Origin of the sequence: Microbacterium lushaniae (assembly GCF_008727775.1) — a bacterium.
Classification (GTDB): domain Bacteria; phylum Actinomycetota; class Actinomycetes; order Actinomycetales; family Microbacteriaceae; genus Microbacterium; species Microbacterium lushaniae.
In genome coordinates, this window is record NZ_CP044232.1 from 1,632,376 (window position 1) to 1,655,390 (window position 23,015).

Annotated in this window: 22 protein-coding genes and 1 tRNA gene; 16 read left to right on the forward strand and 7 right to left on the reverse strand. The window is 72.3% G+C overall.

The window, feature by feature from the left end; all coding sequences use genetic code 11:
- Position 1 precedes the first annotated feature (1 nt).
- The 4 genes from F6J85_RS07645 to F6J85_RS07660 are packed head-to-tail and all read left to right on the forward strand — an operon-like array spanning position 2 to position 4,411.
- Positions 2 to 1,957 (forward strand): acetyl/propionyl/methylcrotonyl-CoA carboxylase subunit alpha, encoded by a 1,956-nt coding sequence (locus F6J85_RS07645; RefSeq protein WP_238707093.1) that lies wholly within the window; start codon positions 2 to 4, stop codon positions 1,955 to 1,957.
- The gene (locus tag F6J85_RS07650) at positions 1,947 to 3,116 is read left to right on the forward strand and encodes an acyl-CoA dehydrogenase family protein (RefSeq protein WP_150924491.1); all 1,170 of its coding nucleotides are present in this window, start codon (positions 1,947 to 1,949) and stop codon (positions 3,114 to 3,116) included. The genes F6J85_RS07645 and F6J85_RS07650 overlap by 11 nt, the downstream gene beginning before the upstream one ends.
- A 9-nt stretch (positions 3,117 to 3,125) precedes the next feature.
- Complete coding sequence (locus F6J85_RS07655; RefSeq protein ID WP_150921160.1) at positions 3,126 to 3,605, forward strand: MaoC family dehydratase; 480 nt, start codon at positions 3,126 to 3,128, stop codon at positions 3,603 to 3,605.
- Complete coding sequence (locus tag F6J85_RS07660) at positions 3,602 to 4,411, forward strand: HpcH/HpaI aldolase/citrate lyase family protein (protein ID WP_150924492.1); 810 nt, start codon at positions 3,602 to 3,604, stop codon at positions 4,409 to 4,411. Before F6J85_RS07655 ends, F6J85_RS07660 begins: the two co-directional genes overlap by 4 nt.
- A gap of 64 nt (positions 4,412 to 4,475) precedes the next feature.
- On the opposite strand, the gene F6J85_RS07665 is transcribed toward F6J85_RS07660, so the two are convergent.
- The 3 genes from F6J85_RS07665 to F6J85_RS07675 all read right to left on the reverse strand — a co-directional run bounded on the left by F6J85_RS07665 (position 4,476) and on the right by F6J85_RS07675 (position 7,396).
- On the reverse strand, positions 4,476 to 5,792 hold the full coding sequence (locus F6J85_RS07665; RefSeq protein ID WP_150924493.1) for an HNH endonuclease signature motif containing protein: 1,317 nt from the start codon (positions 5,790 to 5,792) through the stop codon (positions 4,476 to 4,478).
- A 122-nt stretch (positions 5,793 to 5,914) separates the two neighbouring features.
- On the reverse strand, positions 5,915 to 6,520 hold the full coding sequence (locus tag F6J85_RS07670; RefSeq protein WP_150921163.1) for a histidine phosphatase family protein: 606 nt from the start codon (positions 6,518 to 6,520) through the stop codon (positions 5,915 to 5,917).
- Positions 6,521 to 6,529: 9 nt separating this feature from the next.
- Positions 6,530 to 7,396 carry a Sir2 family NAD-dependent protein deacetylase gene (locus F6J85_RS07675; RefSeq protein ID WP_238707094.1) on the reverse strand — a complete coding sequence of 289 codons (867 nt, stop codon included), beginning with the start codon at positions 7,394 to 7,396 and terminating at the stop codon, positions 6,530 to 6,532.
- Between the two features lie 72 nt (positions 7,397 to 7,468).
- Between F6J85_RS07675 and F6J85_RS07680 the strand changes: the two genes are divergently transcribed.
- On the forward strand, positions 7,469 to 8,278 hold the full coding sequence (locus F6J85_RS07680) for a TrmH family RNA methyltransferase (RefSeq protein WP_150924494.1): 810 nt from the start codon (positions 7,469 to 7,471) through the stop codon (positions 8,276 to 8,278).
- Here F6J85_RS07680 and F6J85_RS07685 read toward each other — a convergent pair.
- The gene (locus F6J85_RS07685; RefSeq protein WP_150924495.1) at positions 8,275 to 9,240 is read right to left on the reverse strand and encodes an SGNH/GDSL hydrolase family protein; all 966 of its coding nucleotides are present in this window, start codon (positions 9,238 to 9,240) and stop codon (positions 8,275 to 8,277) included. The two genes, F6J85_RS07680 and F6J85_RS07685, sit on opposite strands and share 4 nt — an antisense overlap.
- Positions 9,241 to 9,367: 127 nt before the next feature.
- On the opposite strand from F6J85_RS07685, the gene F6J85_RS07690 reads away from it, so the two are divergent.
- The 3 genes from F6J85_RS07690 to F6J85_RS07700 all read left to right on the forward strand — a co-directional run bounded on the left by F6J85_RS07690 (position 9,368) and on the right by F6J85_RS07700 (position 12,924).
- Complete coding sequence (locus F6J85_RS07690) at positions 9,368 to 11,278, forward strand: DEAD/DEAH box helicase (protein WP_150924496.1); 1,911 nt, start codon at positions 9,368 to 9,370, stop codon at positions 11,276 to 11,278.
- A complete protein-coding gene (locus tag F6J85_RS07695; protein WP_150924497.1) occupies positions 11,275 to 11,799 on the forward strand; it encodes an SRPBCC family protein in 525 nt (174 codons plus the stop codon). The genes F6J85_RS07690 and F6J85_RS07695 overlap by 4 nt, the downstream gene beginning before the upstream one ends.
- A gap of 81 nt (positions 11,800 to 11,880) precedes the next feature.
- Positions 11,881 to 12,924 carry a VIT1/CCC1 transporter family protein gene (locus tag F6J85_RS07700; protein WP_150920855.1) on the forward strand — a complete coding sequence of 348 codons (1,044 nt, stop codon included), beginning with the start codon at positions 11,881 to 11,883 and terminating at the stop codon, positions 12,922 to 12,924.
- A 183-nt stretch (positions 12,925 to 13,107) separates the two neighbouring features.
- Here F6J85_RS07700 and gdhA read toward each other — a convergent pair whose 3' ends face one another.
- The gene (gene gdhA, locus F6J85_RS07705; RefSeq protein ID WP_150924498.1) at positions 13,108 to 14,454 is read right to left on the reverse strand and encodes an NADP-specific glutamate dehydrogenase; all 1,347 of its coding nucleotides are present in this window, start codon (positions 14,452 to 14,454) and stop codon (positions 13,108 to 13,110) included.
- Between the two features lie 165 nt (positions 14,455 to 14,619).
- Positions 14,620 to 14,704, reverse strand: a tRNA-Leu gene (locus tag F6J85_RS07710).
- Positions 14,705 to 14,833: 129 nt separating this feature from the next.
- Here F6J85_RS07710 and F6J85_RS07715 point away from each other — a divergent pair.
- A complete protein-coding gene (locus tag F6J85_RS07715) occupies positions 14,834 to 16,135 on the forward strand; it encodes a M20/M25/M40 family metallo-hydrolase (protein ID WP_150924499.1) in 1,302 nt (433 codons plus the stop codon).
- A gap of 9 nt (positions 16,136 to 16,144) precedes the next feature.
- Complete coding sequence (locus tag F6J85_RS07720) at positions 16,145 to 16,975, forward strand: undecaprenyl-diphosphate phosphatase (protein WP_150924500.1); 831 nt, start codon at positions 16,145 to 16,147, stop codon at positions 16,973 to 16,975.
- Positions 16,976 to 16,988: 13 nt separating this feature from the next.
- Here the strand turns inward: F6J85_RS07720 and F6J85_RS07725 are convergent, their stop codons facing one another.
- Positions 16,989 to 17,858, reverse strand: a complete 870-nt coding sequence (locus tag F6J85_RS07725) for a PAC2 family protein (RefSeq protein WP_150924501.1) — start codon at positions 17,856 to 17,858, stop codon at positions 16,989 to 16,991.
- 99 nt (positions 17,859 to 17,957) lie between these two features.
- Here F6J85_RS07725 and F6J85_RS07730 point away from each other — a divergent pair, with 99 nt between their 5' ends.
- The 6 genes from F6J85_RS07730 (at position 17,958) to tatA (ending at position 22,989) form a co-directional block, all read left to right on the forward strand.
- Positions 17,958 to 18,641 carry an HAD family hydrolase gene (locus F6J85_RS07730; RefSeq protein WP_150924502.1) on the forward strand — a complete coding sequence of 228 codons (684 nt, stop codon included), beginning with the start codon at positions 17,958 to 17,960 and terminating at the stop codon, positions 18,639 to 18,641.
- Entirely contained in the window at positions 18,638 to 19,651 is a 1,014-nt protein-coding gene (locus F6J85_RS07735) for a tRNA (adenine-N1)-methyltransferase (RefSeq protein WP_150920846.1), read from the forward strand. Before F6J85_RS07730 ends, F6J85_RS07735 begins: the two co-directional genes overlap by 4 nt.
- A 9-nt stretch (positions 19,652 to 19,660) precedes the next feature.
- Positions 19,661 to 20,608, forward strand: a complete 948-nt coding sequence (locus tag F6J85_RS07740; RefSeq protein WP_150924503.1) for an FKBP-type peptidyl-prolyl cis-trans isomerase — start codon at positions 19,661 to 19,663, stop codon at positions 20,606 to 20,608.
- Positions 20,609 to 20,696: 88 nt separating this feature from the next.
- On the forward strand, positions 20,697 to 21,689 hold the full coding sequence (locus tag F6J85_RS07745; RefSeq protein ID WP_150920844.1) for a helix-turn-helix transcriptional regulator: 993 nt from the start codon (positions 20,697 to 20,699) through the stop codon (positions 21,687 to 21,689).
- A complete protein-coding gene (locus F6J85_RS07750) occupies positions 21,686 to 22,657 on the forward strand; it encodes a WYL domain-containing protein (RefSeq protein ID WP_150924504.1) in 972 nt (323 codons plus the stop codon). Before F6J85_RS07745 ends, F6J85_RS07750 begins: the two co-directional genes overlap by 4 nt.
- 80 nt (positions 22,658 to 22,737) lie before the next feature.
- Positions 22,738 to 22,989: a twin-arginine translocase TatA/TatE family subunit gene (gene tatA, locus F6J85_RS07755; protein WP_224793545.1), complete on the forward strand. Its 252-nt coding sequence runs from the start codon at positions 22,738 to 22,740 to the stop codon at positions 22,987 to 22,989.
- Positions 22,990 to 23,015 lie beyond the last annotated feature (26 nt).

Here is a 23,015-nt window from a genome sequence, read left to right on the forward strand (position 1 = left end):
CATGGACCCGATGCCCACCCCGCCCATGCCCCTCGAGCAGTTCCAGACGGTGCTCGTGGCCAACCGCGGCGAGATCGCCCGCCGGGTCATCCGGACGCTGCGTCGTCTCGGCATCCGCTCGGTGGCGGTGTACAGCGACGCCGACGCGGGGGAGCCGCACGTGCGCGAGGCCGATGTCGCGGTGCGGATCGGCCCGGCCGCCGCCCGTGCGTCCTACCTCGACATCGACGCCGTCCTGACGGCGGCCCGCACGAGCGGGGCCGACGCGATCCACCCCGGGTACGGGTTCCTCTCCGAGAACGCCGCGTTCGCCCGCGCGTGCCGTGATGCCGGCGTCGTCTTCATCGGACCGGGGGAGCGCGCGATCGAGGTCATGGGCGACAAGATCCGCGCGCGCGATCATGTCGCTGCCTCCGGCGTGCCCGTCGTCCCCGGCTTCGGGGCCGAGGGGATGACCGACGAGGAGATCGCCGCGCGTGCGCAGGAGGTCGGCTATCCGCTCATCGTGAAGCCGTCGGCCGGCGGCGGCGGAAAGGGCATGGAGGTCGTCCGGGATGCGGCGGCCCTGCCGGCGGCGCTGGCGACGGCGCGGCGCGTGGCGGCGGCCGCGTTCGGCGACGACACCCTGCTGCTCGAGCGTTTCGTCGCGGAGCCGCGCCACATCGAGGTGCAGGTGTTCGCCGATGCGGCCGGCACGGTGGTGCACCTCGGCGAGCGCGAGTGCACGCTGCAGCGCCGGCACCAGAAGGTCATCGAGGAGGCCCCCTCGCCCATCGTGGACCCGCCCCTGCGTGCGCGCCTGGGGGAAGCGGCGTGCGCTGCGGCCGCGAGCGTGGACTACGTCGGGGCGGGCACCGTGGAATTCCTCGTCTCGGGGGAGAACCCGGAGGAGTTCTTCTTCCTGGAGATGAACACGCGCCTGCAGGTGGAGCACCCCGTCACCGAGGCGGTCACCGGGCTCGACCTCGTCGAGCAGCAGGTGCGCGTCGCGCAGGGCCATCCGCTCGGCCTGACACAGGACGACATCCGCCTGAGCGGATGGTCGATCGAGGCCCGCGTGTACGCCGAGAGTCCGGAACGCGGGTTCCTGCCCGCCACCGGCACGGTGCTTCGGTGGCGCCCGGCGCCGGCGGCCCGCACGGATGCCGCGATCGAAACGGGCAGCACGGTCGGCGTGGACTACGACCCGCTCGTGGCGAAGGTCATCGCCACCGCCCCCGACCGCGCGACCGCCCTGGCGCGGCTGGATGCCGCCCTCGCCGGCACCGTTTTGCTGGGCGTGGAGACGAACATCGCCTACCTGCGCACCGTGCTCGCCGACGACCGGGTGCTCCGCGGCGACCTGGACACGGGGCTGCTGGATCGTCTTCCACCGGCGCAGCCGGCTGCTCCCGCGCCGGCTGTCCTCGCCGCCGCGCGCGACGCCGCGCGCCCGGCGGCGGGGGAGCTGTGGGATGCGCGCGACGGGTGGCGCGCGGGAGGTGTGCGCCGCGCCGTCTCCGCGCTGTTCGACACCCCCGCCGGGGTCGCCGAGGTGAGCGCGGACGAGCCCGCGGCCCCCGACGCCGTGACCGCCCGCGATGCCGACGGCACCGTGTGGGTGCACGCGGGTGGCGCCACCGTGCAGGTCGCGCCGCTGTCACGACGGGACGCGACCCTGCGCCGTCGGGCGGCCGCCGATCCGGCGCACGTCGCTCCCGCGCTGACGGCACCCCTTCCCGGCACGGTCGTCGCCCTCCACGTCGCCGACGGCGACACCGTGCGGGCGGGCGACAAGGTCCTCACGATCGAGGCGATGAAGATGGAGCACGCTCTGGCCGCCCCCCGCGACGGGGTGGCGAGACTGCGGGTCCCGATCGGTGCGTCGGTCGCGCGCGGGCAGCGCGTCGCCGACGTCGAAACGCCCGCCGAAGACCCGCCAGACCCCCAGGCACAGGAGGCCTCCCATGCACACTGACACCCTGACCCACGGCCTCAGCGCCGAGGAGCGCGAACTGGCCGGGATGGTCCGCGCGTTCGCCGACGAGGTCGTCGCGCCCCGCTCGTACGAGGCCGACCGTGACGCCACCCTGCCCCTGGACATCGTCGCCCAGATGGGCGAGCTGGGGCTGTTCGGCCTCCCCTTCCCGGAGGACGTGGGCGGGCAGGGCGGCGATTACACCGCGCTGTGCCTGGCGATCGAGGCGCTCGGGCGCGTGGACCAGTCCATCGCGATCACCCTCGAAGCCGGTGTCAGCCTGGGCGCGATGCCGGTGTTCCGCTTCGGCACCGATGCGCAGCGGAGCGACCTGCTGCCGGATCTGCTCGCCGGGCGGGCTCTGGCCGGCTTCGGTCTGACCGAGCCCGAGGCCGGCAGCGACGCAGGGGCGACCCGCACCACCGCGCGTCTGGAGGACGGGCACTGGGTGATCGACGGGGCGAAGCAGTTCATCACCAATTCCGGCACGGCCATCACCCGCTTCGTCACCGTCACCGCCGTCACCGGCCGCACCGCGTCGGGGGGCCCCGAGATCTCCGCCATCATCGTGCCCCACGGCACACCGGGGTTCGTCGTCGGGCCGGGCTACGACAAGGTCGGCTGGCACGCCTCCGACACGCATCCGCTGGCCTTCGACGGTGCCAGGGTGCCGGAGGCGAACCTCCTCGGCGCACGGGGCCGCGGGTACGCGAACTTCCTGCACATCCTCGACGAGGGGCGCATCGCGATCGCCGCGCTGGCCACCGGCGCCGCGGAGGGATGCCTCGAAGCGGCCGTCGACTACGCCAAGGCCCGCACCGTGTTCGGCGAGCGGCTCTCGTCGCGCCAGAGCATCCAGTTCCTCCTGGCCCGCATGCGCGCGCGTGTGCACACCGCCCGGCTGGCGTGGCTGCATGCCGCGCGTCTGCGCGACGCGGGTGAGCCGTTCAAGGAGGAGGCGGCGATCGCCAAGCTCGTCAGCGGCGAGGCGGCCATGGACAACGCCCGCGACGCGACCCAGGTGTTCGGGGGCAACGGCTTCATGAACGAATACCCCGTGGCCCGTCACTACCGCGACTCGAAGATCCTCGAGATCGGCGAGGGCACGACCGAGGTGCAGCTGCTGGTCATCTCACGGGCGCTGGGGCTCACCGGGTAGCGTGAGGGCGTGAACGCAATCGTGCAGCGCGGCCTGTGGTTCGAGGAGTTCGAGGTCGGAGCGCGATATCTCCACCGCCCGGGGCGCACGGTGACCCAGGCCGACAACATCCTCTTCTCCGCCCTCACCGCCAACCCGCAGGCGCTGCACGTGGACGCCGCCTACGCCGCCACGCAGCCGTTCGGCCGGCCGCTGGTGAACTCGATGTGGACCCTCGCCACGATGGTGGGAGCGTCGGTGGCGCAGCTCACGCAGGGGACGCTCGTGGCCCAGCTGGGGCTGGAGGACATCGCCTTCCCCGCACCGCTGTTCCCCGATGACACCCTCTACACCGATACCGAGATCCTCGCCACGCGCGCGTCGGCGTCGCGGCCGGGCCAGGGAATCGTCACGATGCGGCACACCGGGCGGTCGCAGGACGACACCGTCGTGGCACGCGCCACGCGCTCCGTCCTGCTGTGGCGCGAGGATGCGGAGGGCCGGGCGTGACCGCGTTCACCCTCGGGCCCGCCCTGCTGTTCTGCCCCGCCGACCGTCCCGAGCGGTTCGCGAAGGCCGCCGAACGCGCCGACGCCGTCATCCTCGATCTCGAGGACGCCGTCGGAGCCGGCGACAAGACGGCCGCGCGCGGACATGTCATCGAGGCGGAGCTGGATCCCGCCCGCACCATCGTGCGGGTCTCGGCACCGGGGACGGCGGCGTTCCTGGCAGACATGGCGAGCCTGTCCCAGACCGATTTCCGCACGATCATGGTCGCGAAGGCCGAATCGGCCAAGGCCCTGCGGGCGATCGACGCCCGGTTCTCCGTGATCGCGCTGTGCGAGACGGCGCGCGGGGTGGCCGTGGCCGACAAGCTCGCCGCATCCGAGCGGGTCGTCGCCCTCATGTGGGGCGCGGAGGATCTCGTCGCGAGCCTGGGCGGAACCTCCAGCCGTGACGCACGGGGGCAGTACCTCGACATCGCCCGCCACGCCCGCTCCCGCGTGCTGCTGGCCGCCCGCGCCCGCGGCAAGGCCGCGATCGACGCGGTTCACCTGGACATCGCCGACACCGACGGACTCCGCGCCGAGGCGGAGGATGCAGCCGCCTCCGGCTTCACCGCGACCGCCTGCATCCATCCGTCGCAGGCGGAGGTGATCCGCGCCGCGTATCGGCCCGATCCGGCGATGGCCGCGTGGGCGGCCGGGGTGCTGCGGGCTGCGGAGGGCGAGGGCGGCGTGTTCCGCTACGAGGGCCGCATGATCGATGAGCCGGTGCTCGTGCACGCCCGCACCATCCTCGCCCGGAGCGCGTGACCGCCCTGCCGCACCGGTGCGCGGGCTGGGTTCGCGCCGTGCTGATGCGCTCGATCAACACGCCCTAGAACGGGGGTGGGTCGGCGTCGGGGACGAAGGCGACGCGGGGTGGGGCCTTGTCGGTGTAGCGGCGGTGGAGGGGAGAGGTCCAGCGGATGGTGCCGTCGGGCTCCTGCGCGGCCGTCCACTCGGTTTCGGTCTTGAGCGTGTGGTGCCGTTTGCACAGGCAGGCGAGATTTCCGACGGTCGTGCGCCCGCCGAGGGCCCAGTCGAGATTGTGGTCGTGATCGCAGCGGCGGGCGGGCTGGCGGCAGCCGGGGAAGCGGCAGTGGATGTCGCGGGCGGCGAGGAAGCGCTCGAGGATCGTGCCCGGGCGGTAGCGGTCGACGGCGAGCACCATGCCGGTGACGGGGTGAGTGAGGATGCGGTCCCAGCCGGGCGCCGTGGCCATGAGCTGACGCGCGGTGTCGGCGTCGATGGGTGACGTGCCGTCGATGCTGGCGCCGCGGTCGGCGATACCGGCGGCGGTGAGGGCGGGGACGGTGACGTGCACGCTGGCGCGGATGGCGCCGAGGCCACCGGGGAGGATGTCGGTGGTGTGGTCGATCGTGGGCTGCCCGGTGAGGAGCATGTCGCACACGAGGTCGGCGCGGATCTGATCGAGGGTGCGGGTGTCGACCACGGCCGGTTCCGCGTCGACCACTCGCGGTTCCTCACCTGGCTGGGTGGTGGTGGCGCGGATGGCGCGGGCCTGCTGCGTGAGGCGGTCGTGGATGCCGTGGAGGAGGGCGGTGGGTCCGATGATCTCCAGCTTGGCCAGCCCGTCGTGCAGTTCGGAGAGCGTGACGGTGCGTGCCTTCTCTGCCCGTTCGAAGCGGGTCGTGATGGATTCGGGGTGGAGGTGCTCGGCCAGCCCGCGCGCGTAGTCGCGGGTGCGGGCGACGGTCTCCGCGGCGGCCCATTCCACCACCACCTGCTCGAACGCGGCCCGATCGGTGTCGTCGGTCAGGACGCACCCGGCGTCCTGGATGACCGCTGCGTGCCGGGCGGTGATGCGGCCGGTGGTGAGGGCGTCGATGGTGGCGGGGAAGCGTTCGACGAGATCGAGTGCATCACTCATGCGTGCTTGCGCGACGCGGTCGCTCCACCGGACGGCCGCGCCGATCTCGGCGGCGACGGAGCGCAGTTCCAGCTCGCGGGCGCGCTGGGTGGCGTGCTTCCCCTCCATCCGACGCAGCGCGATCCGCATCGCCCCGGCCAGTTGTGCCACCTTCACCGCTTCGAGGATGGCGATCTCCTCTTCGGCTTCGCGCAGCTCATCGACGATCGATGCGAGCTGTGCGCTCTCGTCGTGATCTTCGATGCTTGCCAGGAGGGTCATACCACAAGTGTCGCACCTACCTACGACACACGATCGGGCGAGTGACCGCCTGGGGATAACTCGTCCCCGTCAGGCGTGGGGGAGAAGAGGTTCGACCGCCGGCCGCGGCGCGGAGGCCGAACTCAGACCGCGGCGCCCACGTACGACAGCAGCCGGATGCGCTCGCGCTCGACGAGGAACGTGTGCGCCGACCCGTTGGGCAGGCGCTCGCCCTCGGCGGGCAGCTCGTCGCCCGTGGCGTGGCGGATGACCTGCCGGATGAGGGCGCCGTGGGCGACCGCGACGACCTGGGGCGCGCGGGGGGCGGTCGCGCGGCGCGCGTCGTCGACGGCGGTGCGGATGGCCCTCAGCGCCCGGTCCCGCACCTCGGGCCACGGCTCGGCGCCGGGCACCTGAGCGGTGCTCCACTGTCCCCACCGCTGGCGGAACACCGTCGCGTCCACCCCCTCGGCCTCTCCGTAGGAGCGCTCGCGCAGGCCGGGGTAGCGGTGCGGCTCGGGCACCCCGAGGACCTCGGCGATGATGTCGGCGGTCTCGGCGGCGCGCGACAGGTCGCTGGAGACCACCACGATGGGGGTGTCGAGTTCCCGATGCTCGGCCAGCAGCATCCCCGCCTCCCGCGCCTGGGCGCGTCCGGTGTCGTTGAGGGGGATGTCGGTGGAGCCCTGGATGAGGCCGTCGCGGTTCCAGTCGGTCTCGCCGTGGCGGATGAGGGTCAGGAGCGTCACCGCACGAGCCTAACCGGCGTGCGCCTCCGACGTCCCTGTGAGCGCATCGCGCAGAGCGGCGAGGACCTCGCTCGTGCCCGCGTCGAACTTGATGCTCGCGCGGGCGTCTGCCCGTGTGGCACCCCGGTTGATGATCACGACGGGGATGCGGCGCCGCCGCGCCCGTTCGACCAGTCGGATGCCGGAGTTGACCACGAGGGACGAGCCGGCGACCACGAGCGCCTGGCTGGCGTGCACGAGCTGCTCGGCCTCGCGGAACTTCTCGGTGGGCACGAACTCGCCGAAGAACACCACGTCGGGTTTGAGCACGCCACCGCACACGGTGCAGGCCGGGATGCGGAACCCTTCGACCCGGTCGGGGCGCACGTCGCCGTCCGGGCCGAGCGGCAGGTCCTCGTCCACGCTCAGCCACGGATTGTCCGCTTCCACGCGGGCGGCCAGGTCACGCCGGTCGAACACCTGGCCGCAGTGCGTGCAGAACACGCGCCGCATGGTGCCGTGCAGCTCGACGACGCGGCTGCTGCCTGCCCGCAGATGGAGGCCGTCCACGTTCTGCGTCACGACCCCCGTGGCGACCCCGGCACGCTCCAGGTCGGCGATCGCGCGGTGTCCGGCGTTGGGCTCGGCCGCCGAGAAGGCGCGCCATCCGAGGTGGCTGCCGACCCAGTACCGGCGGCGCGCTTCTTCGCCGGCGAGGAACTGCTGCGCCGTCATCGGCGTGCGCACAGGCGCCCCTTCGCCGCGATAGTCGGGGATGCCCGAATCGGTGGAGACTCCGGCGCCGGTCAGGATCGCCAGCCGGCGGCCGCTCAGCAGGTCGATCGCGCGTTCGAGCGCATCAGCTGTCGCTGCATCCTGCGCGAACACTGCCGGCACGGGCCCACCTCCCTGTTCGAGTGTAGGCGCGCGGGACGGTGGGGCTGCCGTGCTGCTGGCAGAGTGGAGGGCATGCGCATCGTCGAGATCGGGGACGCCGCCGACCCGCGGCTGGGCGACTACCGCGACCTCACGGACGTGGCGCTGCGGCGCGTGCGGGAGCCGGCGGAGGGGCTGTACATCGCCGAGTCCGCCAAGGTGCTCGCGCGCGCCCTCGCGGCAGGTCACCGCCCGCGCTCGCTCCTCGTGCAGGACAAGTGGCTGGACGACGCGCGCGCGCTGCTCGCGGATGCCCCGGATGACGCGGTGCCGGTGTACGTCGTGCCCGAAGACGTCGCCGCCGGCGTGACGGGGTACGCGGTGCACCGCGGAGTCCTCGCCGCGATGCACCGCCCGCCGCTGCGCACCGTCGCTGACGTCGTGGCCGGCGCACGCCTGGTCGTGGTCTTGGAGGACATCGTCGATCACACCAACGTCGGGGCCGCCTTCCGCAGCGCCGCAGGCCTGGGCGCCGACGCCGTGCTCGTCACGCCGCGGTGCGCCGATCCGCTGTACCGCCGCAGCGTGCGGGTGAGCATGGGCACCGTGTTCCAGGTGCCGTGGACGCGCCTGCCGGAATGGGATGAGGCCGGTCCGCTCCTGCACGAGGCGGGTCTGCACGTAGCGGCCCTCGCGCTGTCCGAGGAGGCCGTGCCGCTGGACGACTTCGCCGCCGGTCGTCCCGACCGCGTCGCGCTCCTCCTGGGCGCGGAGGGAGACGGACTGAGCAGGCGCGCTCTGGCAGCGGCGGACACGGTGGTGACCATCCCGATGGATGGGGGAGTGGACTCCCTCAACGTCGCCGCGGCATCCGCCGTCGCCCTGTGGGCGCTGCGGCACTAGCGGCCGCTGCCCTCCTCCTCGGAGCCGGTGCCCTCAGTCCGGGCCGCGCGGGCCCGCGCCTCGGCCTCGGCGGCGCGTACCCCCGCGGCGGCAGCGGCCTCGGCATCGGCGCCGGCTGCCGCCGCGGCGGCAGCGGCAGCGGCCGCGACGACGGGGAGGGGCTCGGGGCGCTTGGGGCGGACGTGGTCGCCGGAGGACTGGTGCCGCAGGCGGCGCAGCGCCCACGGCACGAGGTGCTCACGCGCCCACACCAGGTCGTTCGCGCGGGCCGCGCGCCACGTCATGGCGGGGAGCGGATCGGGCCGCATGGGCTGGAGGTCGTTCGGCACGTGCAGCGTGCGCAGCACCATCCGGGCCACTTCGTGGTGCCCGAGGGAGTTGTAGTGCAGCCGGTCGTCGTCGAAGAACCTCATGTCCTGCACCGTCTTCAGCCCCCACTGATCGGCCACGATGCAGTCGTTCGCCTCGGCGATGGCACGCACGTTCTCGTTGAAGATCGCGACCTTGCCCCGGATGCCACGGAACACCGGAGTGAAATTCGTGTCGATGCCGGTGAACACGACGAGTGTCGCGCCGGTGGCCGACAGGCGCACGACCGCATCCTCGAACTGCTCGGCGACGGCGTCGGGATCGGAGCCCGGGCGGATGACGTCGTTGCCGCCGGCGGAGAAGGTGACCAGGTCGGGATGGAGTTCGATCGCGGGCTCGATCTGGTCGGCCACGATCTGGCCGATGAGCTTTCCGCGCACTGCGAGGTTGGCATAGGCGAAGTCGTCGACCTGTGCGGCGAGGACTTCGGCGACACGGTCGGCCCAGCCGCGATGGCCTCCGGGAGAACTCGGTTCGGGGTCGCCGATGCCTTCGGTGAATGAGTCGCCGATCGCGACATAACGCCGCCAGGGGTGCGGCGCGGTGCTTGTGGGGGTGGGATCTGGGGCAGGGACGTCGGGGTCAGTCGTCATCGTTCCTCCGGTCATCCAGGCTACCGCCGACCCGCCGACATGCACACGGCGGGGCCTCCGCCGCCCGCGCGGAGGGGTCGGAAGCATCGCTTAGGGTAGTGAGTCGCGCCGATCAGGAGAGGGAGGAATGTTGGACGACGACCTGATCATCGCCTCCGAACATGCCTCCGATCCGGGTGCCGGAACCGCGCACGGAGACGGCTCGCACGAGCACGAAGGGCACTTCGGCAGCTTCGCCGCCGAGCACCTCTCGCCCACCTACCCCCAGCGTGCGCCGTGGGGCACCGCTCAGCGACTGCGCGCCTGGCAGGCCGAGGCGCTCGACGTCTATTTCGGCTGCGACGGCCCCGACGGGGTCGGCAAGGGGCCGCGCGACTTCCTGGCCGCCGCGACCCCCGGTGCCGGCAAGACGACCTTCGCACTGCGCCTGGCGAGCGAGCTCGTGCGCCGCGGCGTGGTGGACCGCATCGTCGTGGTCGCCCCCACCGAGCACCTCAAGACCCAGTGGGCCGACGCCGCCGCGCGTGTCGGGATCCGCCTCGACCCGGCCTTCAGCAACCGGCATGCCGCGCCGTCGCGGCAGTACCACGGGGTGGCCGTGACGTACGCGCAGGTCGCGGTGAACGCATCCGTGCACGAACGCCTGACGCTGGACGCGCGCACGCTGGTCATCCTCGACGAGGTGCACCACGGCGGTGACGCGCTCAGCTGGGGCGACGCCCTGCGTCAGGCGTACCGCCGCGCCACGCGGCGCCTGCTGCTGTCGGGCACGCCCTTCCGCAGCGACACGGCCCCGATCCCGTTCGTGGAGTACCACCCCGACGCCAAGGGTATCCGGGTCTCCCGCACCGACTACGCCTACGGATACCGGCGCGCGCTGGAGGACGGCGTCGTGCGCCCGGTGATGTTCCTCGTGTACGCCGGGCAGATGCGGTGGCGGACGAAGGCCGGCGACGAGATGGAGGCGCATCTCGGGCAGGACAACACCAAGGACATCACCTCGCAGGCCTGGCGGACGGCGCTGGATCCCAACGGGGAGTGGATCCCGGCCGTCCTGCGTTCGGCCGACCGGCGCCTGACCGAGGTGCGCCAGCACATCCCCGATGCCGGGGGACTGGTCATCGCGACCGACCAGACGGCCGCCAGGGCGTACGCCGCGATCCTCGCCGACGTCACCGGCGAGCAGCCCACCGTCGTCCTCTCCGACGAGGCGGAGGCCTCTTCCCGCATCGAGCAGTTCTCCCAGAGCACGAGCCGGTGGATGGTCGCGGTGCGCATGGTGTCGGAGGGCGTGGACGTGCCGCGGCTTGCCGTCGGGGTGTACGCGACGTCGGCGGCGACGCCGCTGTTCTTCGCGCAGGCCATCGGGCGCTTCGTGCGTGCGCGGCGGCGCGGCGAGACGGCGAGCATCTTCCTGCCGAACGTTCCGATCCTCCTGGCCCTCGCCGGCGAGCTCGAACGCCAGCGCGACCACGCGCTGGACCGCGACTCCGACGATGACCAGTGGAACGCCGAAGAAGACATGATGGACGCGGCGGAGCGCGAGGAGAAGGCCTCCGACGGGCTCACCGAGGAGTTCACCTTCCAGGCCCTCGGGTCGCACGCGCACTTCGACCGCGTCGTTTTCGACGGCAAGGACTTCGGTCAGCTGGCCGTGCCCGGCACCCCGGAGGAGGAGGAGTTCCTCGGCATCCCCGGCCTGCTCGAACCCGACCAGGTGCACGAGGTGCTCATGTCGCGCGTGTCCCGCCAGTCGCGCCACCGCACCGCCCGTGAGGCGCGCGAATCCGCCGCGCCGGCGGAGGGCGCGGCGGCGGCACCGGAATCGACGCTGCCGCAGCCGCTGCATCGTTCGCTGAAGGAGCAGCGGCAGCTGCTCAACAGCCTCGTCGGGCTCTACGCGCGGCAGACCGGTGAGGCGCACGGCCTCGTGCATGCAGAGCTGCGCCGGCTGTGCGGGGGCCCGGCCGTCTCGCACGCGACCGTGGCGCAGCTGCAGGCGCGCATCGAACTGCTGCGCCGCCGCGTGCACTCGTGAGAGCCCGCCGCTACGACTTCACGTCGCGCTGGCGGGTGGCCGCCGAAGCGCCGCTGTGCTGGGCCGCGGCCGAACGGATGCTCCGCCCGGGCGCGGCGACGTGGTGGCCCGGCGTTCGCGTGGCCGATGCGCCGAGCCGGATGGCACCGGGGGAGCGGATCACCCTGGTGGTGCGCAGCCCCTTCGGCTACCGCCTGCGCGTGCACCTGACGCTCGTGGACGTGTCGCCCGGTCGCCGACTCGTGGTCCGAAGCGGCGGCGACCTCGCCGGTGCGGGAACGGTGGATCTGATCCCGGTGGGGGCAGCGGCCACCGAGATCACGCTGCGATGGCAGGTGTCGACCCGGCGATGGTGGATGAACGCGACCGCCACTGTGCTGCATCCCGCCTTCGTCGCCGCGCACGCGGTCGTCATGAGGACCGGCGAGCGGGGCCTGCGCCGGGAGGTGGCGCGCGCTTCGGAGCCCCGAAATGCTGGCAGTTCCGCACTCGCGCCGGGCCTGCCTGCGCCGCCCGGATAGCGTGGAAGCATCCCCACCAGATCGGAGCCTGTCGTGACGCGCGCCCCATCCGCCCCGACCGAGCGAGACCGGCGTCGCTGGATGCGGTATCTCGTCGACGAGCGGGCCGAGGCGGGCCTGTACCGCGAGCTGGCCACCCGCCGCGACGGCGAAGAGCGCGACATCCTGCAGGCCCTCGCCGACGCGGAGGATCGCCACGCCGCGCACTGGCTGGACCTGCTCGGCGGCGAGCCCGCGCGATTGCCGCGCCCGGGAGCGGGCACACGCCTGCTGACGTGGATGGCGCGACGGTTCGGGTGGCTGTTCGTCCTCGCCCTGGCCCAGAACGCGGAGGCGCGCTCGCCCTACGACGACGAGCCGTACGCGTCGGCGGCGATGGCTGCGGACGAGAAGGTGCACCACGAGGTGGTGCGCGGACTCGCCGCGCGGGGGCGCCGGCGGCTTTCCGGCACGTTCCGCGCCGCGGTGTTCGGTGCCAACGACGGGCTCGTCTCCAACCTGGCGCTCGTCCTCGGCATCGGGGCGACCGGTGTCGCGCCGGCTTTCGTGCTCTTCAGCGGCATCGCCGGGCTCCTCGCCGGGGCGCTGTCCATGGCGGCGGGCGAGTTCGTCTCGGTGCGGTCGCAGCGCGAGCTGCTGCAGGCCACCGAGCCCAACGAGTACGCCGACGAGGCCCTGCCGCACCTCGACCTGGACGCCAACGAGCTGGCCCTCGTGTATCGCACGCGCGGGCTGCCGGCCGCGGAGTCCCTGGCCCGGGCGCGCCGGGTCGTCGCCGCCGCGCAGGAGACCGGCCGCGGCGCCCCGCGTGCGGGGGAGCCGGCCAGCCCCGACGCGCACGAGATCGTCGGCGGCGCATGGCGCGCCGCCGCCTCGAGCTTCCTCTTCTTCGCCTCCGGCGCCGTGCTGCCGGTGCTGCCGTGGGTCTTCGGGCTCTCCGGACCGGTCGCGATCGTTGTGGCCCTCGTGCTGGTCGGGCTCGCGCTCCTGGGCACCGGCGCCACCGTGGGGCTGCTGTCGGGCGCGTCGCCGCTGCGCCGCGCGCTGCGTCAGCTGCTCATCGGCTACGGCGCGGCCGCCGTCACGTACGTCCTCGGGCTGGCCTTCGGCGTCGCGGTGGCGTGACCCGAAGGCTCAGATGTGGCCGAGGGCCAGCGCCCGGCCGGTGTCGTTCAGAACTCAGGAGAATCCGGCGGTTTGGGGGCGCCCGGGGACGCGGGGTGTCGGATTCTCCTGAGTTCTGCGCGTTGGCGGCGGGAGCTCAGGAGAATCCGCGGTGTCGTGGCTCTGAGGCCGGGATGCGGCGGCTCAGATGTGACCGAGGGCCAGCATGGCGTCGGCGACGTGGATGAACCCGGCGATGTTGGCCCCGGCGACGTAGTCGCCGGGCACCCCGTATTCGTCGGCCGTCTCCAGGCACCGGTCGTGGATCGACCGCATGATCTGCTCGAGCCGCTCCTCGGTGTGCGCGAAGGTCCACGAGTCCCGTGAGGCGTTCTGCTGCATCTCGAGGGCGCTCGTGGCGACGCCGCCGGCGTTGACGGCCTTGCCGGGCGCGAAGCGCACGCCGGCTTCGCGCAGGGTGCGGATCGCGTCGGGGGTCGTGGGCATGTTGGCGCCTTCGGCCACGATCGTGCAGCCCCCGCGCGCGAGTGCCGCCGCGCCGCCGGCGTCCAGCTCGTTCTGCGTCGCGCACGGCAGCGCGATGTCGCACGGAACGTCCCAGATCGATCCGCCCTCGAGGAACCGCGCACCCGGACGCTCGTCGGCGTAGTCGCTCATCCGCCCGCGGCGGGTGTTCTTGATGTCCTTGAGCAGATCCAGATCGATGCCGGCCTCGTCAACGACGTATCCGGCGGAATCCGAGCAGGCCACCACGACACCGCCGAGCTGGTGGACCTTCTCGATGGCGTAGATGGCGACGTTGCCCGAGCCGGAGACGACCACGCGCTTGCCCTCGAGCGCGTCCCCGGCGTCGCGGAGCATCTCGTCGACGAAGAAGACCACCCCGTACCCGGTCGCCTCCGTGCGCACCTGAGATCCGCCCCACGTGAGGCCCTTGCCGGTGAGCACGCCCGACTCGTAGCGGTTCGTGATGCGCTTGTACTGACCGAACAGGTAGCCGATCTCACGTCCGCCCACCCCGATGTCGCCGGCCGGGACGTCGGTGTGCTCGCCGAGGTGGCGGTACAGCTCCGTCATGAACGACTGGCAGAACCGCATGATCTCGCCGTTCGAGCGGCCCTTCGGGTCGAAGTCGCTGCCGCCCTTCCCGCCGCCGATGGGCATGCCCGTGAGGGCGTTCTTGAAGATCTGCTCGAATCCCAGGAACTTCACGATGCCCAGGTACACGCTCGGGTGGAACCGGAGGCCGCCCTTGTACGGACCGAGCGCGGAGTTGAACTCCACGCGGAAGCCGCGGTTCAGCTGCACGTGCCCGGCATCGTCGGTCCACGGCACGCGGAAGATGATCTGCCGCTCCGGCTCGCACAGCCGGCGGATGATCTCCTCGTCGGCGTACTGCGGATGCTTCGCCACGACGGGCGCGAGGCTTTCGAAGACCTCGCGGACGGCCTGGTGGAACTCCGCCTCCCCGGGGTTGCGACGGACGACTTCTTCGAAGACGGGGACGAGGCTCGGCTCGAGAACGGACACGGATGCTCCTTCGGGTGGTGCTCTGCCGCACGCGCGACAGGCGCGCCAGCAGCGGGCGCACCGTCCTCGACGCTATCCCCACACCGTCCCAGCGAGAAACCGGAGAGTCGGACGACCCGGTCCGGAAACGGGAAAAGGGCCCCTCACGGGACCCTTTTCACTCTGTGCGCGAGGGGGGACTTGAACCCCCACGCCCTATACGGGCACTAGCACCTCAAGCTAGCGCGTCTACCTATTCCGCCACCCGCGCATGGGTGAGTTGCTTTCGCAACGAAGATCGAGATTAGCACGTCGGACGGACGCGCCGATAATCGTCGGCGCGCCCGCGCCGCGTCGCACGGGGAACGGGGCGGGTGCACGCGGCCGGTAGCGTAGGCGCATGTCTTCGAGCGAGTCCGCGCACCCCGAGGTCGCCCGCATCGCCGCCGACCTGATCCGCTTCGACACGTCCAACTACGGCGGCGGACGCGCCGAGGGGGAGCGGGAGGCCGCCGAGTACGTCGGCGCCTATCTGGAGGGCCTGGGGCTGCGCCCGGAGTACTACGAGCCGATCCCGCGCCGGACGAACGTCTCCGCCCGTGTGCCCGGCCGCGACCCGAGCAAGCCCGCCCTGGTCCTGCACGGGCACCTCGACGTCGTGCCCGCCATCGCGGAGGACTGGAGCGTCGATCCGTTCGCGGGCGAGATCCGCGACGGCGTGCTGTGGGGGCGCGGCGCGGTGGACATGAAGGACATGGATGCCATGATCCTCACGTCCGTGGCCGACATCCTGCGCGCCGGCGAACAGCCCGAACGCGATCTGGTGCTGACCTTCTTCGCCGACGAGGAGAACGGCGGCGTGGAGGGCTCCGCGCTGGTCGTGCGCGACCGGCCGGAGTGGTTCGCCGGAGCCACCCAGGCCATCAGCGAGGTCGGTGGATACTCCATCCCCGTCGGCGAGGGCCGCGCCTACCTGCTGCAGGTGGGGGAGAAGGCCCTCATCTGGATCCGGCTCGTCGCGCGCGGGCGGGCCGGTCACGGCAGCCGGCTGCATCCCGACAACGCCGTCACCGCCCTCGCCGAGGCGGTCGCCGCCCTCGGGCGCACGGCATGGCCGGTGCGGCTGACCGACACCACCACGCAGTTCCTCGCGGGCCTGGAGCGGCTCACCGGCGACGACGCCGGCGACCCCGACGCCCTCGCCGACCGCGCGGGGGACAGCGCGCCGTTCCTGCGCTCGACGCTGCGCACCACGGCGAACCCCACCGGGCTGACCGCCGGCTACAAGCACAACGTCATCCCCGACCGCGCGGAGGCGCTCGTGGACGTGCGTGCACTTCCGGGCACCGAAGCTGCCGTGCTGGCGCAGATCCGTGAGGTCGTCGGCCCCCACGTGGACGTGGAGATCGTCCACCAGGACATCGGGCTCGAGGTGCCCTTCCGGGGCGACCTCGTCGACGCGATGGTCGCGGCGCTGGACCGCGCAGACCCGGGCGTGCCGGTCCTGCCGTACCTCATGGGCGGGGGCACCGACAACAAGGCGCTGTCGACGCTCGGGATCGACGGCTACGGCTTCGCGCCGTTGCGCCTGCCGGCCGACCTCGACTTCACCGGTATGTTCCACGGTGTCGATGAGCGCGTCCCCGTCGACGCGCTCGTCTTCGGCCAGCACGTGCTCACCGATCTCCTCCGGACCTACTGAAAGGCGCGCATGCACGTTCTCGAGGCGATCATCCTCGGACTCGTCCAAGGGCTGACCGAGTTCCTGCCCGTCTCCTCCAGCGCGCATCTGCGCATCGTGGGGGAGTTCCTGCCCTCGGCCACCGATCCCGGCGCCACCTTCACCGCGATCACCCAGATCGGCACCGAGCTCGCCGTGCTGGTGTACTTCTGGGGCACGATCGTGCGCATCATCTCGCGGTGGGCGCAGTCCCTCGCCGGACGGGTTCCGCGCAACGACCCGGACGCGCGGATGGGGTGGCTCATCATCATCGGGACGATCCCGATCGGCGTCCTCGGCTTCCTGTTCCAGTCGGTCATCCGCGATACGTTCCGCAACCTGTGGCTCGTGGCCACCGTGCTCATCGTCTTCGGCCTCCTGCTGGGCGCCGCCGACCGGTGGGGTAAGCGCACGCGGGAACTGAACAGCCTCACCTACCCGCACGGGGTCGCACTCGGATTCGCTCAGGCGCTCGCCCTCGTCCCGGGCGTGTCGCGCTCGGGGGCGACGACGACCCTCGGGCTGGCGCTCGGGTACACGCGTCCCTCGGCCGCCGAGTACGCGTTCCTCCTCGCCGTCCCCGCCGTCTTCGGCAGCGGGTTCTACGAGCTGCTGCAGAGCTTCGAAGAGCCCGGCGGCCCGTACAACCTCGCCGAGACCGGCGTCGCCACGGTCGTCGCCTTCGGGGTGGGCCTGGCCGTCATCGCCTTCCTCATGCAGTACATCAAGCGGCGCAGCTTCCTGCCGTTCGTGATCTACCGCGTCGTCCTCGGCGGCGTGCTCATGGTGCTGCTCGCCACGAACGTCCTCCAGCCGTACTGACGCGCGGCCGAGCTCAGCGGCGCGGCGGCTCGTCGCGTCCTGGCTTGGTCGGGCCGTCGCCGCGGCGACGCAGATAGCGCTCGAACTCCTGCGCGATGGCGTCTCCGGAGGCTTCGGGGGAGTCCCACGTGTCGCGCGTGCGCTCGAGCTGGCGGATGTACTCCGTCATCTCCTCGTCGTCCGCGGCGGCGGCGTCGATCGACGCCTCCCACGCGGCGGCCTCACCGGCGAGGTCGCCGCGGGGAACCTGCGCGCCGGTGAGGTCTTCGAGGCGGTCGAGCAGAGCGAGGGTCGCCTTGGGTGAGGGGGTGTGCCCTGCGACGTAGTGCGGAACGCTCGCCCACAGCGTCGCGGCGGGGATGCCGGCGGCGTCGGCGGCCACGGCCAGTGCGCTGAGTATCCCCACCGGGCCCTCGTACGTGCTGCGCTCCAGGCCGAGCACGTCGCGCAGGCGCTCGTTCTCGCTGCCGGCGAAGACGGAGATGGGGCGCGTGTGCGGGACGTCGGACATCATCGACCCCAGCGCCACGAATCCCGTGATGTCTTCCCGCAGCGCCACGTCCACGAACTCGCTCGCGAAGGCCTGCCACGCGCGCGCGGGCTCGGCGCCGGTGAGCAGCCACAGCTCGGTGCCGGCGCGCGCCGGACGTGCGGGCTTGTAGAGGGTGGCGTCCGGCCACCGCAGCATCCGCCGCCCCTCGCCGTCGCTGACCATGTGCGGGCGCGTGTACTGGTAGTCGAAGTACAGCTCGGGGTCGACGGTGAACACCGGCTCGTACTCGCCCTGTTCGCGCAGCAGCGCCACGGCGGCCGAGGCGGCCTCGCCCGCGTCGTTCCATCCGTCGAAGGCGGTGACCAGAACCCGGCGACCCAGTGCGTCCACGCAACCTCCTCAGCCTGCGGCAGGTCATCCCAGGATAGGCGCATCGCACGAGCGCCGGGCCGGGCGGGAGGCGGTGCGGCCGCTCGTTACGATGGTCGGATGACTTCTTCCCTCCCCGCCGCCGTCCTGTGGGACATGGACGGCACACTGGTGGACACCGAACCGTACTGGATGGCGGCGGAGACCCCGCTCGTCGAGCGATTCGGGGGGACGTGGTCCCACGAGCAGGCTCTGCAGCTGGTCGGACGGGGCCTGTCCGACTCCGCACGTGTCCTGCAGGACGCCGGGGTGAAGATGAGCATCCCCGACATCATCGACGCACTCACCGACAGCGTCATGGCGAGCCTCGCCGCCAACGGCGTGCCCTTCCGCCCCGGCGCGCGCGAGCTGCTGGCCGATCTGCGCGCCCAGGGCGTGAAGACCGCGCTGGTGACGATGTCGGTGCGCCGCATGGCCGACAGCGTGGTCGAACGCATCGACTTCGACGCCTTCGACGTCGTGATCGCCGGCGACGAGGCGACCCGGCCCAAACCGTACCCCGACGCGTATCTGCAGGCGTGCACGATGCTCGGGGTGGATCCGGCCGACACCGTCGCGATCGAGGATTCCCCGAACGGCCTGCGCGCGGCCGTGGCCAGCGGCGCCGTCTCCCTCGGCGTGCCGCTCCTGCTCTCGCTCACCGGTGTGGGCGCGCACGAGCTGTGGCCGACCCTGGACGGACGCACCACCGACGACCTGCGGGCCCTCCACGCCGCTCACGCCCCGGCCGGGAGCCGGCGGTGAGTGAGACCCCGCACCTGAGCGGGCCGTTCCGTATCGGCGACCGCGTGCAGCTGACCGGACCCAAGGGGCGTCTGCACACCGTCACGCTGCGCGAGGGCGGCGAGCTGCACACCCACAACGGCGTCCTCCCGCACGCGAGCCTGGTCGGCCAGCCCGACGGCTCCGTCGTGGTCAACAGCGCCGGCCACGAGTACCTCGCCCTGCGTCCGCTGCTGCGCGATTTCGTGATGTCGATGCCGCGCGGAGCGGCGATCGTGTATCCGAAGGATGCCGCGCAGATCATCGCGCAGGCCGACATCTTCCCCGGCGCCGTCGTGGTGGAAGCCGGCGTCGGCTCGGGTGCGCTCGCACTGTGGCTCCTGCGCGCGATCGGCCCGGCTGGGCGACTGGTGTCGTTCGAGCGTCGCGAGGAGTTCGCGGAGGTCGCGCGCGCCAACGTCGAGACGTACCTCGGTGAGGAACCGCCCACGTGGGACCTGCGGGTGGGCGACCTGGTCGAGGCTCTCCCCGATGCCGTCGCACCGGGCAGCGCCGACCGTGTCGTGCTCGACATGCTCGCCCCGTGGGAGTGCATCGACGTCGTCGCCGACGCGCTGACCCCCGGTGGCGTCGTGCTCTGCTACGTCGCCACGGCCACCCAGCTCAGCCGCGTCGCCGAGTACCTCCGCGGCACGGGGCTGTTCACCGAGCCCGAGGCCAGCGAGACGATGGTGCGCGGATGGCACGTCGAGGGCCTCGCCGTGCGCCCGGACCACCGCATGGTGGCGCACACGGGCTTCCTCATCACCGCGCGCAGGCTCGCCCCGGGTGCGGTGCCGCCCGACGTGCGCAAACGCGCTCTGAAGAAACCGTCCTACGCCGACGAGGACGTGGAGATCTGGACGCCCGGCGCCGTCGGGGATCGCGAGATCACCGACAAGAACCTGCGCAAGCGCATCCGTGACGCCCAGCGCGCCGCCGAGGGCGTGCGCCAGGCGGCGGGACAGGGTGACGCGGAGCCCACCCCCTAGACTGTTCCGGTGCGCAGAACCCCCGCTCTCCTCACCGCCACGGCCCTGATCGCCGTGGGTCTCGTCGGCTGCTCCACGTCGCCGGAGGCATCCTGCAACCCCACGCAAGGGGCCGGCGGGGCGCTGGATCTGGTGGAGGTGAGCGGCGCCGCAGCTGGCGAGCCGCGCGTGGACGTGCGCACTCCGTTCCATGTCGATTCCACGGTGTCGAAGGTGCTCGAGCGCGGCGACGGCGCGGCCATCGAGGACGAGAACCAGCTCGTGGTGCTCGACATCACCATCAGCGGCGGCGCGACCGGTGAGACGGTCATCGCGACGCCCTACAACGGCGACCTCACCCGGGCGTTCAGCCTGACGGAGTGGCTCCAGGGCTTCCCCGGCCTGGTCGACGCACTGGAGTGCGTCACCGAGGGTTCGCGCGTTGTCGTGGGCCTGGCTCCCGACAGCCTCGCGGACGGGACGGCGCAGAGCCTCGGCCTGGCCGAGGACGAGTCGGCCGTCGCCATCGTCGACGTGCGGAAGGTGTACCTGCCGAAGGCCGACGGAGCCGACCAGTTCATCGAGGGCCACGGGCTTCCCACCGTCGTGCGCGCTCCCGACGGGCGCCCCGGCATCATCGTGCCCGAGGGGACGCCGCCGGCTGAGGTCACCGTCGAGGTGCTCAAGCGCGGCGACGGACCCGAGGTGACCGCCGACGAGGTCGCGCTCGCTCACTCCACGGGCGTCGTGTGGGAGACCGGTGAGGTCTTCGACACGACGTGGAACGCCGCGCCCCGTGCCGTGTCGGAGCAGACGCTTCCCCCCGCGGTCGTGTCTGCGCTGGAAGGCCAGACGGTGGGCTCCCAGGTGCTCGTCGTGCTTCCGCCCGAAGAGGGCTTCGGCGACCAGCAGCAGGGCGTCGTCCCGGGTGGCTCGTCCCTGGTCTACGTCATCGACATCCTCGGCGTCCAAGGCTGAGCACCGTCGCCGCCCGGCGGAGACCCCACGCACCGTCCGGCCGCGCCACAGACGTGACCGACGACGGGTCCGACCCTAGGATGTCAAGGTGCCTACGCGACCGGTGAAGAACGCTCCTGAGGAGCGCCTGGTCAACCTGGTGGTGGCGCTCATGGCCACCGAGCAGGGGCTGACCAAGGACACGATCCTGTCCTCTGTCGCCGGCTACCGCGAGCAGGCCGAGAGCGGGGCATCCAAGGATGCGCTGGAGAAGATGTTCGAGCGCGACAAGGAGAGCCTCCGCGGCCTCGGCGTGCCGATCGAGACGATCGGCGACTACGCCGACCCCGACGATCTGCGCGAAGCGCGCTACCGCGTGCCCACCGCCGAGTACGCCCTGCCCGCCGACATCACCTTCACTCCCGCCGAGATCGCGCTGCTGAACATCGCCGGGAGTGTGTGGGGCTCGGAGTCGATGTCGGCCGATGCGCGCAGCGGCCTGCGCAAGATCCGGGCGCTGGGGATCGCCGTGGACGAGCCGATAATCGGCTACGCGCCTCGGATCAGCCTGCGCGACCCGGCCTTCCCCGCCCTGCAGTCCGCGATCGAGCAGAGCCGCATCGTGCGCTTCCCCTACCTGCGCCCGGGTGACCGCGCCGCGCGGGAGCGCCGCATCCGCCCGCTGGCACTCGTGGAGTACGAGGCGCGCTGGCACGTCTTCGGCCACGATCTCAACATCGACGCCGAGCGCACGTTCCTCCTCGCCCGCATCGTCGGCGACGTGCAGATCACGCGCGACCGGTTCGACCCGGCGCTGCGTCAGGATGCGGGGGAGCGGGCGCTGTCGGGACTCCAGGCGGTGGCCGCCTCCCAGACGGCGCTGCTGGAGGTGCATCCGGGCACCGAGGCGGCCCTGCGCCTGCAGCGCCGCGCCACGCCGGCCGAGCAGGGACTGCGCGTACCGTTCGTCGACGTGCACGTGTTCGCCGACGAACTGGCCTCGTACGGTCCCGAGGTGCGCGTCGTGGCCCCGGTCGAGCTGCGCGACCAGGTGATCCGTCGCCTCGAGGCGACGCTGCGCCTGCACGGAGACGCCGCATGAGCGCGCGCAAGCCGTTGCTCGCCACCGACCGCGCGGCACTCATGCTCCAGCTCGTGCCGTACCTCATCGGCAAGGGGGAGGTGTCGATCGCCGAGGCCGCCGCCGAGTTCGAGGTGGCACCCGCGGAGATGCGGGCCATGGTCGAGAGACTCACCGTCATCGGCCTGCCCGGTGACGGCGGCTTCTGGCAGCTGCCGAACGACCTTTTCGACATCGACTGGGATCTGCTGGATTCCCGGGATGTCATCTCGATCACCAACACCGTGGGCCTGGAGCGGTCGCCGCGTCTGACGGCTCGGGAGGCGGCGGCGCTGCTCGCAGGCCTGCAGCTGGCCCGCACCCTGCCGGGGGTGGGCACGAACGAGCTCGTCAACGCCCTGCTCGCCAAGCTCGCGCGCGGGGCCTCGGCCACGCCCGCCGACGTCATCGTCGCGCCCGGGCCGGTCGACGGCGTGCGCGACGTGGTCGACGAGGCCCTGCGGCGCCGGGTCGCGGTGTCGTTCACGTACAAGGCCCCGGACGCCCCCGCCACCACCCGCACCGTCGACCCGGTCAAGGTGCACATCGCCAGCGGCCAGTGGTACCTGCAGGGATGGTGCCACATGCGCGAGGCGATGCGCACGTTCCACCTCGAGCGGGCGAGCGATTTCACCCTCACCGACATCGCGATCACGCACGGCGCGGAGCGGGTGCCGGAGCTGTTCGAACCGGGCGAGAACGACGTGGTGGCCCGCATCCGTTTCCCGGCCGCTCTCGCGCCTCTGCTCGGCGACTACCTCGATCGGGCTGCGACCCAGAAGGCGGGCTCCGCCATCACTGCGACGCTGCACGTGGCCGATGAGCACAGCCTCAAGCGCCTCGCCGCCCGGCGCGGGGGAGACGTGGAGATCCTCGACCCGCCCGCCGCGCGGTGCGCCGCGGCCTCCTGGGCTCGGGCCGGGCTCGCGCAGTATCGCGGCGAGGGCTGACCGGCGCACCCCTGCGCTACGGCCGCCGCGGCGGCACGGGAGCTACACTGGGGGAATCCCGTAATCCTCGAGGAGATCTCATGCTCGGCAATGCTTTCGGCCCTTGGCACCTCCTGATCATCCTCGCCGTCATCCTGCTTCTGTTCGGCGCGGCCAAGCTGCCCGCCCTCGCCAAGAGCATGGGGCAGTCCGCCCGCGTGTTCCGTGGCGAGATCAAGGCGATGAAGCAGGAGGACACCACCGAGACGGCGCCCGCCGATCGTCCCGACGCGCGCACGTCGGCGAACACCGTGGCGGACCGGCCCGGCGGGACGCCCGACTCCACCCCCTGACCGGTCGTGGTCACGACCGATCCGCC

Bases quoted from the DNA above. Each gene is read 5' to 3' on its own strand.
- F6J85_RS07645 (WP_238707093.1), top strand. From the start codon at position 2: ATGGACCCGATGCCCACCCCGCCCATGCCCCTCGAGCAGTTCCAGACG.
- F6J85_RS07685 (WP_150924495.1), bottom strand. From the start codon at position 9,240: ATGACGACTGACCCCGACGTCCCTGCCCCAGATCCCACCCCCACAAGC.
- F6J85_RS07720 (WP_150924500.1), top strand. From the start codon at position 16,145: ATGCACGTTCTCGAGGCGATCATCCTCGGACTCGTCCAAGGGCTGACC.
- F6J85_RS07715 (WP_150924499.1), top strand. From the start codon at position 14,834: ATGTCTTCGAGCGAGTCCGCGCACCCCGAGGTCGCCCGCATCGCCGCC.
- F6J85_RS07750 (WP_150924504.1), top strand. From the start codon at position 21,686: ATGAGCGCGCGCAAGCCGTTGCTCGCCACCGACCGCGCGGCACTCATG.
- F6J85_RS07700 (WP_150920855.1), top strand. From the start codon at position 11,881: ATGCGGTATCTCGTCGACGAGCGGGCCGAGGCGGGCCTGTACCGCGAG.
- F6J85_RS07650 (WP_150924491.1), top strand. From the start codon at position 1,947: ATGCACACTGACACCCTGACCCACGGCCTCAGCGCCGAGGAGCGCGAA.
- F6J85_RS07680 (WP_150924494.1), top strand. From the start codon at position 7,469: ATGCGCATCGTCGAGATCGGGGACGCCGCCGACCCGCGGCTGGGCGAC.
- F6J85_RS07730 (WP_150924502.1), top strand. From the start codon at position 17,958: ATGACTTCTTCCCTCCCCGCCGCCGTCCTGTGGGACATGGACGGCACA.
- F6J85_RS07665 (WP_150924493.1), bottom strand. From the start codon at position 5,792: ATGACCCTCCTGGCAAGCATCGAAGATCACGACGAGAGCGCACAGCTC.
- F6J85_RS07690 (WP_150924496.1), top strand. From the start codon at position 9,368: ATGTTGGACGACGACCTGATCATCGCCTCCGAACATGCCTCCGATCCG.
- tatA (WP_224793545.1), top strand. From the start codon at position 22,738: ATGCTCGGCAATGCTTTCGGCCCTTGGCACCTCCTGATCATCCTCGCC.